General features: G+C 63.9%; 2 pseudogenes. Both read right to left on the minus strand.

From position 1 onward, the window contains the following. A pseudogene (locus HX846_RS36945) lies at nucleotides 1–161 on the minus strand (cobyric acid synthase CobQ); the annotation flags it as partial. Further along, nucleotides 158–421: pseudogene (locus tag HX846_RS36950) on the minus strand (threonine-phosphate decarboxylase); the annotation flags it as partial. The pseudogenes HX846_RS36945 and HX846_RS36950, both read right to left, overlap by 4 nt.

The following is a 421-nucleotide window of genomic DNA, read 5'->3' on the forward strand; positions in this document are numbered from 1 at the left end:
ATCTCGCCGCCTTCGGCAGTCACGGCGCTGTTGAGCGCCATGTTCTGCGGCTTGAAGGGCACCACCGGGATGCCCTGGCGCACCAGCCAGCGGCAGAGTGCGGTCACCAGCGTGCTTTTGCCGGCGTCAGAGGTGGTGCCCTGCACCATCAAGGTACTCATGAGGCTTCCTTGTAGGCCTTCAGTGCCTGTTCCAGCCGCATCCAGTCGGCCTCGGTATCCGGCAGGCCGAAACGCAGGCTGCTGTTGTCGACAAACAAGCGCAGCAGAATGCCGCGCTGGGCCATGAATTCATGCAGCTGCTCAGCCCGGTCCGTGATCATCCACTGGAACAACGCGCAGCCGCCCTGGGGCCGCAAGTCGTGGCGTTCAAGCACATCAAACAGGCGCTGGCTGGCCGACTCGCAACGCAGCCGCTGTTG

Origin of the sequence: Pseudomonas sp. K5002, assembly GCF_013386655.1 — a bacterium.
Lineage (GTDB): Bacteria > Pseudomonadota > Gammaproteobacteria > Pseudomonadales > Pseudomonadaceae > Aquipseudomonas.